Origin of the sequence: Flavobacterium sp., from assembly GCF_049590715.1 — a bacterium.
In the GTDB taxonomy this organism is placed as follows: domain Bacteria; phylum Bacteroidota; class Bacteroidia; order Flavobacteriales; family Flavobacteriaceae; genus Flavobacterium.
The window spans coordinates 1-10,598 of record NZ_JBAWDL010000305.1 but is presented as its reverse complement, the minus strand read 5'-3'; the positions used below and the strand labels follow the sequence as shown (position 1 = coordinate 10,598).

Here is a 10,598-nt window from a genome sequence, read left to right as displayed (position 1 = left end):
AGATAATAATTGATTAATATAAGTGTAAATAGTTTAAAATCTATTTTTTTTAGTATACCAAAAGTAGAAAATAGTTATGCCTTTTACTAAAAATTGGGACCTAATTAAGGTTGAAACTTGAATATATACATCATTTTTATTAGTAATTTATATGTTAAAAAAAATAAAATTATCAAAAACAGGACTCTTTAATGCAGTTTAATATTGGAATTTTATTTAAATGGCAATAGTTTACAGAGTATTTTTTGTGGTAATACTGAAAATTTTGGCGGGAATTCTTCAGTGTTTACGGGGTTTTTTACTGAGAGATACATATAATTTACTTAGAAAAACACTTTTTCCTTAGCTTGAAAGTAACTTTGAAATATTATTAATTAAAAAAAAACCACTATTATGAAAAAACATTTACTTAAAAAGGCGATAACATTACTAATAGTTATTAGCTTAAGCAGTATACAGTTGTCTGCACAAATTACTGGTAATAAGGAAACATTCTCAGGAAGTCTTAACGGATGGGCTACTGGTTTCGGTACCTCTATTGTTTCGTATGCGAATCCAGCTGAAAGTGGAACTACTGATGGGGCTTTAAAGATGGTTAGAGGAGATAATAATGCAAATTTTGGATTTAAATTAGCAGGAAGTACTCCAATAGGTGTTAACGCCACGACGCATAAATTTATTAAATTAAGATATAAAAATGGTACCAAAGCAAATTCATTTAGAATAGGTGGATTAAATGGTGCTGGTAATGCCATTAAAGATAATACGAATTCAGATATCAACTTAAATGTTTTAACTGCTGATCCAGGTGTCAATACAAATGGATATGTTACAACTTATATAGATATGTCTTCTTATACCTTATGGACAGGAGATTTACAGTATCTATGGATTGGAGTAAGACAAGCTTATGTAGCTTCTCCTGTTGAAGGTGACTTTTATGTTGATTCAATTGAATTTTTAACTTCAATGCCTGCTACTAATACTTATAGTGAGTTTATAATAAACCCTAGTTTTGATGATATTAGTAGTACTCTTCCATTTAATACTAATGCTCAAGGGACTTTTGCTTCAAGATCTTTGTCTAGTGAGGCAGCGCATGATGGTCAAAATAGTTTAAAATATACTTATACAGCAGATGCTGATGCCAACTTTTGGGCATTTTCAAATTACTCGAAAACGTATGGTACTATGCAATTGGCAGGTACTACAATTCAAGTTAAAATGTGGGTTAAAACAAACAGACATCTTACACAACCAGTAGGTGAAATCCCTACAACAGTAGGATGTAGAGTCAAACTTGAAAATACTGTAGCTGTTACAACCGAGCAACCTATCGTCACGTTAACCACAACTAACTTAATGGGTGATTGGGAAGAATTAACTTTTGATCTTACAGCACCAGCTAATTTTGATAAAGCTACACTTTGGTTCAATTTAGGGTATGATGCTACTCCAGGAGTTACTACCAATTTAAAAACAGGTAATGTGGTGTATTTTGATCAAATGACTGCTACAGTGACTGCTCCTGCATTAGCAGTAAAACAAAATACTTTAGAAGGTGTTTCAATTTATCCAAATCCCACTACGGATGTGTTGAATATAACTGCACCAGAAGGAAGCCTTGTTGAAATTTACAATACTTTAGGAGCAATTGTAAAAACAGCAAAAGAAACGAATTTAGTTTCCGTTTCAGATTTGGCTTCAGGATTGTACTTAGTAAAAATATCTAAGGATGGTCAATTATATCAAGATAAGATTATAAAAAAATAAGGTTTATTTTTATTTAGTAAAAAACGCTTAGGCTTCCGTTTAAGCGTTTTTTTTATTAAAATATACGCTCTGATACATTTAAATTATTTAGAAATACTTTAGGAAGTAGGTATTTTATTTATTTTGAATTTATATTAATTAACTAAAACAAACTAAAATGAAACAAAGATTATTATTTGGAATGGTATTATTAAGTAGTATATTCTTGAAACTAGCAGCTCAAGAAACTATAATTGATTTTGAAAATGGTGAAAAAGCCTTATGGACAAATTCGCCTGAAGTTTTAAGTATTACTAGTGAAAAAGCCGCTTCTGGTCGCTATAGCTTTAAATACTCTTGTGCTACGCTTTCTTCTATAGGGGAAAATTTCCAAGGTCATTTTACAGATAAAAATGGTTTTGCTCCGGGTAAATATACTATGTCATTCAAAATATGGATTAATAGAAAATTTAATGGAAAAAGTTTTAGGATTAATTTTTCTAAACCAGTTTCAGGTGAACCTGGTGATTGGATATCTTCTATTTGGGAAATTAATACACTAGCCAGAGAGCAGTGGGTCCAAATTAGTAAAGACATAATTATTGATTATCAACCTAAGAAATTTTTTATTTCTATTCCTGCAAATGTTAAACTAGGTGGAGAAGGAACTTTTTATATAGATGATATTAAACTTGTGAAAAAATAATTTAAAAATAGAATCGTAAGATTATTTATAGGGTGGATAAAAAGACAATTGTTAGTAATACAATAGTCTTTTTATTCACTTTTTTTATAAAAAATCATTTGTTGCACCAACAAAATCATTTGTTCAAAGTATTTAAATTGTTAATGAATAGTTTTGGTATAGAGTTATAAAGGGTTAAATTCTTTGTGTGAAAAATGTAAATAATGAATACTACTATTCATGTACAATTAGAAAATCTTTTTTTATTGCACTACAAAGAATGGTGTTTTTTATCCTATTCCTATTTAAAAAATAAAGAAGAATCCGAAGAAGTGGTTCAAGATGTTTGCGCTAAAATTTTGGTAAGAAAACAACTTGATGAAATTTCAAGTTTAAAGTCTTATATCATTGTTGCCATCAAAAATAGTTGTTTGAAGAAATTAAAAAAACAACAAAAATTCATCTCTTTAAGTGAAAATGAGTTCGTATTTTCTTCATCACTTGATGATAGTTCAGTTGTTGAAGAAAGAACAGCAATGCTACATAAAGCCCTAGAACAATTGCCACAACCCTCAAAGAATATTTTTATGAGATGTGTAATGGAGGGCGAAAAATACCAATTTGTAGCTGATTCTATGGATATTTCAATCAATACTGTCAAATACCATATTAAAACAGCCTATAAAAAAATGCGATTAGAAATGGTTGAAATTAGTGTTTTAGTGCTATTGATGTTTAAAATATTTTGGAAATAGTCTTAATTTTTATCCAAAGACCAAATTTTTAAATCATCAAAAGAAGCCGAAGCTGAAGCTAATGAAAAGGCAATGTTTTCCTTTACGCTATGATCAAAACCAGTTGATTTGAAAGCTCCCATAAATTTATCATCAATCCATACGGACAGTGTTTCTTTTTCAAAAAGTATGGTTATTTCATACCATTGATTTAGGGATAATTGTACGGGATAGTTTTGTGTTTTGTCTTTTATTAACGCTTGAGTTTCGTTTTTGTCCATCCCTGCTTTTCTTTTTTCATAAATAGCCATACTAAAAATACCTGTCAACTGATCCATTACACTAATTTCTAGGGGAGTAACACTTACTTGAGCAATATGTCCTGCATGCGACAACTCTTTTGCTTTTGGGTCATTAAAATTGAGTTTGAATCCTTTACTGCTGTGCATATTGAATTTTACTTTCACAATTCCATCATCAAAAGGAGCTGCGTGTAAAATAGAGGTACTATGATCGGCATTTTTATACTTTTCGATAAATAGAACGCCTTCTCTTAAATCGGCTTGTTTGTGACCGCTAGCTCTTGCTTTACTGTTGGTTTGCCATCCTAGCCCTAGATCTTCTAGTGCATCATTTTTCTCTTCTCGGTTAAAGTTATCTTCAAAAATAAGTTTGGCTTTTGATGTCAATAAACTAATTTTTTTGTCTTGAGCATGTAAACTAACTAAGGAGCTTACTAAGAATAGAGAGAAATAGTTCATCAGTAGAATTTTTAAAAGTAAAGAATAAAAGTACTTGTTTTATAAGACCATTGTAAATGATTTTAGTTTAAAAGGAATGCCCTGATTTTTAATGAAAATAATTTTTTTTAAAAAAAATAAAAATGACACTACCCGATTTTAATGTTTAGGGTCTTATAGTAAACACTACTCATTTGAATTAAGTTGCCACTTATGGAAATAATAGATTTAATTATAAAAAAACTGCATCATCATGTACTTTCTAAAGAGGAAGAACAGTTTTTTGATGCTTGGATTCAAGAATCAGAAAAGAATAGCGGTTTTTATATAGAGTTAGAACAACTCAAAAACAAGAAAGAAGTTGTTGCTGCATTAGCAACAGTAAATACGGAGTTAGCTTGGAAAAATGTTATTCGTAAATATGAAAAAGAAACCAAGCGCAATCAAAAGCAAATTTTCATCAACCGTTTTTTAAGATATGCAGCCGTTTTTGTTGGGGCATTGTTTTTAGGATATGCAGTAGATGCTTATTTATTACCAAAAAACACCACGGTATTGCCAACTAACGAAATCACTTTACAGTCAGATAATGGAGATGTCCAAGTGTTGTCTTCGGATAATATATATGGTATTAAAGATATAAATGGAAAAATTTTAGGAGCTAAAAGTGCTAGCAGATTAGATTTTAGAGGGATCAAATATGTTGATAAATTAATTTACAACACATTGACCGTTCCTTATGGAAAAAAGTTTGAAGTCACTCTTTCTGATGGTACACTTGTCCATCTTAATTCAGGATCTACATTTCGTTTCCCTATCAAATTTTTAAACGGACATAAACGCCAAGTACATATAATAGGAGAAGGTTTCTTTGAAGTAACTAAAGATAAAAAACATCCTTTTGTAGTTGAGACTTCTCAAATGAATGTTACCGTTTTGGGAACCAAATTTAATGTATCAGCTTATCCTGAAGATGCTTTCATTAGTACCGTTTTAGAAGAAGGCTCCGTAAGTATAAGCGCTATAAATGATATACACAAGGAAGTACTTAGATTAGTGCCAGGAGATCAAGTAAATTGGGGTGTAAAGGCAAATGCAGTTAATAGAAAACAAGTTGATACGGATATTTATACAAGTTGGATTGATGGTAGGATAGTTTTCAAAAATCAAAAATTTGAAAATATTATCAAAAAATTAGAACGTCATTATAACGTGAAAATTAATAACAATTATCAAGCACTGAATAAAGAATTGTTTACAGCCACATTTGATGTGGAAACCATTGAAGAAGTGCTGAATTCATTTGCAGAGAGTAAAACTTTCAAATTTAAAATTAAAGATAAAACCATCACTATTAATAAACCTTAAAAAAATATGCCAATGTAAAAAAAATGAGTTACAGTTGATTTAACTATAAAAAAATAACTATAAAAAAAAACCATTATTTTATGAGAAAAACGATTAGACAAAGACACTCTTCGTCATTTTTATTCCGAATAAATTTAACCCTGTTATTAACCATTTTATTATTGTTAGTTGCAGTATTTACGACCCATGCAAAAACCTATTCACAAAACGTAAAGCTTTCGTTTGATTTAAATAATGTAAGCATAACAACCGTTTTAGAAAAAATAGAAAAAGATACCAAGTATAAATTTTTATTTAATACTGAAGAGATTAATGGAGATAGAATAATTTCAGTTACAGCAAAAAATGAAGAACTTAAAGATATTTTGAATAAAATATTTTTAGATTCTAATATCACTTACAAAGTGAAAAATAAGCAAATTATTTTAAAAGAGAATAATGAGGTGAGTGAGGTTGTAGTTGAAAATAAAGTAGCACAACAAATTACCATTAAAGGTATCGTAAAAGATGCTGATGGGATGCCAATACCAGGAGCTAATGTATTAGTAAAGGGAACAACCATTGGCACTACAACAAATTTTGATGGAAATTATGTTATAGCAGTTCCTAATACTGCTACAACGTTAGTGTTTTCCTATTTAGGTTTAAAATCTGCCGAAGTACAAATTGCAGGTAAAACGACTATAAACGTATCCCTTCAAAATGATGCGGCAACCTTGGATGAGGTGGTCGTAATAGGATACGGTACTGTAAAAAAATCAGATGTTACAGGTTCATTATCTTCAGTAAGTACCGAAGATATGAATAAAACACAAAATACCTCTATTGCGCAAGCCATTCAAGGAAGGGCAGCTGGAGTTACTGTTTCTAAAGGTTCAGGAAAACCAGGAGCAACACCTACGGTGCGTATTCGTGGTACAGGTACTGTAAATAATTCAGATCCTTTATATGTAGTTGATGGTGTGCCTATTAATGACATATCAAGTATTAATATGGCTGATGCTAAATCAGTTGAGGTTTTAAAAGATGCTTCGGCTACAGCTATTTATGGTTCAAGAGGAGCTAATGGAGTTATATTAATTACAACAAACGGGGGATCAAAAAATAAAACGACCATTTCGTACAGTACCTATTCTGGGATTCAAGAACGTATTGATAACTTAGACATATTAAATGCAGAACAATGGGCAACACTTTATAATGAAGGAAAAGCTAATGACGGTAAGCCACTCGATCCAGCTTTATTAAATCCTTCAGGTTTGCCATCATACAACTGGAAAGATGCGGTTTATAAAACGGGTATTCAACAGAGTCATCAAGTAGCAATATCTGGTGGAAGTGATAAGTCCACTTACTATGTTTCTTTCGGTTATATTGACCAAACAGGGATTATTGAAGAATCATCATATAAACGCACTAATTTCAGAGTTAATAATACGTATCAGTTAACGTCTAAAATTAAATTTGGTCACAACCTTCAATATTCCAATGCTAAAACAGTATCTGTTCCCGAATTTGGACAAAATCCTTGGAATAGGACAGCGTTTGTGGGGTACTTAATTGATCCTGTAAGTCCTATATTTAATACTGATGGTACTTATGGTGTTCCTCAATATTCTACGGCAATTAATCCAAAGGGATTGGTGAAATTTGGACAAGCTCCTCAAATTAAAGAAAGCTTCTTAGGAAATGCATTCGTTGAAGCTGATCTTTTAAAAGGACTTTCCTTTAAGTCTAATTTTGGTCTCCAAATAAACAATACAAAAGTTGATAATTTTACACCAGCATTTTTTGTAGTTCCTACTTATAATTCAGCTTCAAGTTCGTATATTTTAAATCGTTCTGAAAATAGAGTAATGATATTATCTAATACATTAAACTATACTAAGTCAGTAGCAAAAAAACATACTATTACGGCTCTTTTAGGACATGAAATTCAAGATTTAACATCTAATAATGTTAATACACAAAGAACGGGAATACCTCAAAGTGTATCAAATCCTACTTTAGGTTCAGGGGATATTTCGACTTCTAAAAATGATGGAGATATTTCAGAATCTAAATTGTTATCTTATTTTGGAAGATTAAATTATAATTATGATGATCGTTATTTATTGACGGGAACTTATAGAATTGATGGTTCTTCTCGATTTGGAGCCAATAATAGATGGGCAAAATTCCCGTCAGTTGCCGCAGCGTGGAATTTACATCAAGAAAACTTTTTTCATATTGATGAAATTAGCCAACTTAAGTTTCGTGTAGGATGGGGAGAAACAGGAAATCAAAACATCCCTAATTCGGCAACTTATAGCACGCTTAATATTGGTACAAATTATATGTTTGGAGGTGATGAAACAACAGCTACAGGTGTTGCTCCTTTAATACCAGGTAATGCCGACTTAAAATGGGAAACGACAGTAACTAAAAATCTAGGGATAGATTTAGGATTGTTTAATAATTCAGTTACCCTTACGGCTGATTATTTTATCAAAAACACTTCAGATATGTTAATGGCTACTCCTATATTACTAACTGGTGGTTACCAGAATAATCCTTATACTAATGCGGGGAATATTGAGAATAAAGGGATTGAATTTACTGCAAGTTATAGAAAAGTAATCAAAGACTTTTCATTTAATGTTGGCGGAAATATCTCTTTCATACAGAATAATGTAACCAAATTATCAGGGGAAGGAAGTATTATTCAATCTGGTCCTGCTCAAGGTTTCAACAATATAGGAAGAACCGAAGAAGGACATCCTTTAGCTTCTTTTTATGGGTATGAAATGATTGGTGTATTTCAAAATCAAAAAGAAGTAGATGATAGTGCTGTATTTGCAAATACAAAACCAGGAGATGCAAAATACAAAGATATTAATGAAGATGGCGTTCTAGATGATAAAGACAGAACCTATATAGGTTCTCCTTTTCCTAAATTCACTTATGGATTTAACCTAGATGCAACTTATAAACAGTTTGATTTTTCAGCCTTTTTTCAAGGAAGTCAAGGGAATCAAATTTTCAATGCCAGTTTGTATTATTTAGAGAGTGATTTAGGAACGAATCTAAGTACTAATATGTTAAATAGATGGACAGGTGAAGGTACCTCAAATACATTGCCTAGAGCTACTTTTGATAATAATGGAATAAATACACAACAGTCAAGTCGTTATGTTAAAGATGGTTCTTATTTGCGATTGAAAAATATTCAAATAGGATATACATTGCCAAAATCTATTATAGAGAAAATAGCTCTTACTAATTTCCGAATCTACGTTGCTGCTCAAAACTTGTTAACGTTTACAAAGTATGATGGTTTGGATCCTGAAGTAGGTATTGACGATACAATGAATAGTCCATTAGATTTGGGTATAGATAGAGGTAGGTATCCATCTACAAGAACGATTTCCCTAGGATTAGATGTTAATTTTTAATAAATACTAAAGATGAAATTATATAAAAAAATAAAAGAAAGTAGTATCCTTTTTTCAGTATTAGTGATGGCAACTACTCTGGTATCGTGTGATAAAGATTATTTGGATGTTGGTGTTTATGGAACACCTGAAGTAGCTAGCTTTTATAAAACACCTACTGATGCTGAGCAGGGATTAACAGCCGCTTATTCTCCAATGAGAGAAATGTATGGTAGAGAAAACTTTTTAGCCTCAACATCCTGTAGTTTATTATTTGGTGATATAGGAACTGATGACTTATTAAAAGGAGGAGCAAGATCTAATGATGGGCCTCAGTTATTTGATAAAGAAACCTATAGCCTTACGACTTCAAATACAGCTGTCGAAGCAATTTGGAAAGTGAACTACAAGGGTATTTTGTATGCTAATTTAGTTCTAAATAAAGTACCTGATATCGTTTTTACAGATGCTAACAGGAAAAAAGAAATTTTAGCCGAGGCGCATTTTTTACGTGCTTATTATTATTACTATATGGTCTATACTTTTGGTGGTGTGCCTTTGATTGATAAAGTTTTAGAACAAGGAGAATATGATACCCCACGTGCAACTAAAGAAGCGACCTATGCTTTTATTGAGAATGATCTAAAAGCTGCTATTTTAGACTTACCTTCTCGATTTACAAAACCCACAACTTTTTTAGGCCATGCTGACAAAGGAGCCGCTTTAGGTTTGATGATGCGTGTTTCTTTGTACCAAAATAAAATGGATCAGGTTAAAACTTACGGAGAGCAATTATTTTTAATGCCGTATGTTTTGGCTGATTTTAGTACTATTTTTAGACAAGAAGGAGAATGGAATTCAGGTTCTATTTTTGAAATTAATATGTCTTCAAATGCTAACTTTTTAGGAACGCATATGCCTAATATGATGACACCTAGAAGCAAGGGAGGTATTGGTTTTGGGCAAATACAGCCTAGTTTACGAAACGAATTTGAGCCTAATGATCCACGATTTGCAGCTTCTTTCTATAATGTAGCTGGAGGATATGGAACAGAATGGTATAACAAAAAGTATTCTTGGGCTCCTTATAGTAATTATTCTAAACCAACTACGGGAGGAAATGGGAATAGTGCTAATAATATCCGTGTCATTCGACTGTCAGACGCTTATTTAATGTATGCCGAAGCAATTTACAAAAATGATCCAGGTACAGCTGTTATTTACGTTAATAAAGTACGAAAACGTGCTAGAGGAACGCAACCTATTACTGTAGTGCCTGATTTGCCAGCCTTATTAAGTGGAGATGCTTTGCGTGATGCGATTTATCATGAAAGAAGGGTAGAATTAGCTGGCGAAGGATTGCGCTTTCAAGATTTGATTCGTACAGGAAGAGCTAAAACGATTCTTGGGCCTCTTGGTTTCATTGAAAATAAAAATGAAATAATGCCAATACCCATTTCTCAGGTACAATTATCAAAAAATATTTTAACTCAAAATAATTATTAAATAGTGGTTGTTTAGTTAGTTGGAAAAGGCTTAATCTTAATTGATTAAGCCTTTTTTTATTGGGATTTTGTATTCAATTATGTATTATAATTTTTAAAAAGCATTTGTAGTAGTTTAATAAACATATGTTTCTATTTTTTAGATTTTAGGATAGTATATTTGTGTAAAAAAAAATAATTTAAAGAATTAGAAGTTATGAAATATAAAATACCCTTTTTTCTCCTGTTCTTACTGCCAGTATTAATGCTAGGGCAAACTCAAGTTTTTAAAAGCGGTTTTGAAAATGAGTTTTCTACTGAATGGGAAGCTTTTGCGGCTACGATACCTACATTTGAGCGAAACACACTTTCTAAATACAATGGAGGTTATGGTTTTCAAATAGCTTTTAATCAAGCAAATC

The 10,598-nt window shown here is 31.4% G+C and carries 8 protein-coding genes; 7 read left to right on the top strand and 1 reads right to left on the bottom strand.

Annotated elements, in window-relative coordinates; translation table 11 throughout:
* Positions 1 to 393: 393 nt before the first annotated feature.
* The 3 genes from WBQ70_RS13360 to WBQ70_RS13350 all read left to right on the top strand — a co-directional run bounded on the left by WBQ70_RS13360 (position 394) and on the right by WBQ70_RS13350 (position 3,192).
* A complete protein-coding gene (locus WBQ70_RS13360; RefSeq protein ID WP_423915070.1) occupies positions 394 to 1,773 on the top strand; it encodes a T9SS type A sorting domain-containing protein in 1,380 nt (459 codons plus the stop codon).
* A 157-nt stretch (positions 1,774 to 1,930) separates the two neighbouring features.
* A complete protein-coding gene (locus WBQ70_RS13355; RefSeq protein WP_423915069.1) occupies positions 1,931 to 2,458 on the top strand; it encodes a hypothetical protein in 528 nt (175 codons plus the stop codon).
* Positions 2,459 to 2,661: 203 nt separating this feature from the next.
* Positions 2,662 to 3,192: a sigma-70 family RNA polymerase sigma factor gene (locus WBQ70_RS13350; protein ID WP_423915067.1), complete on the top strand. Its 531-nt coding sequence runs from the start codon at positions 2,662 to 2,664 to the stop codon at positions 3,190 to 3,192.
* Between the two features lie 2 nt (positions 3,193 to 3,194).
* Here the strand turns inward: WBQ70_RS13350 and WBQ70_RS13345 are convergent, their stop codons facing one another.
* Positions 3,195 to 3,932, bottom strand: coding sequence for a hypothetical protein (locus WBQ70_RS13345; RefSeq protein WP_423915066.1), 738 nt, complete (start codon positions 3,930 to 3,932; stop codon positions 3,195 to 3,197).
* Between the two features lie 192 nt (positions 3,933 to 4,124).
* Here WBQ70_RS13345 and WBQ70_RS13340 point away from each other — a divergent pair, with 192 nt between their 5' ends.
* The 4 genes from WBQ70_RS13340 to WBQ70_RS13325 all read left to right on the top strand — a co-directional run.
* Positions 4,125 to 5,279 carry a FecR family protein gene (locus WBQ70_RS13340; RefSeq protein ID WP_423915064.1) on the top strand — a complete coding sequence of 385 codons (1,155 nt, stop codon included), beginning with the start codon at positions 4,125 to 4,127 and terminating at the stop codon, positions 5,277 to 5,279.
* 80 nt (positions 5,280 to 5,359) lie between these two features.
* Positions 5,360 to 8,713 (top strand): TonB-dependent receptor, encoded by a 3,354-nt coding sequence (locus WBQ70_RS13335; RefSeq protein WP_423915062.1) that lies wholly within the window; start codon positions 5,360 to 5,362, stop codon positions 8,711 to 8,713.
* A 12-nt stretch (positions 8,714 to 8,725) separates the two neighbouring features.
* Positions 8,726 to 10,198 carry a RagB/SusD family nutrient uptake outer membrane protein gene (locus tag WBQ70_RS13330; protein WP_423915060.1) on the top strand — a complete coding sequence of 491 codons (1,473 nt, stop codon included), beginning with the start codon at positions 8,726 to 8,728 and terminating at the stop codon, positions 10,196 to 10,198.
* A gap of 195 nt (positions 10,199 to 10,393) precedes the next feature.
* Positions 10,394 to 10,598 (top strand): hypothetical protein (locus WBQ70_RS13325; protein WP_423915058.1); only part of this gene is annotated, 205 nt, incomplete at its 3' end.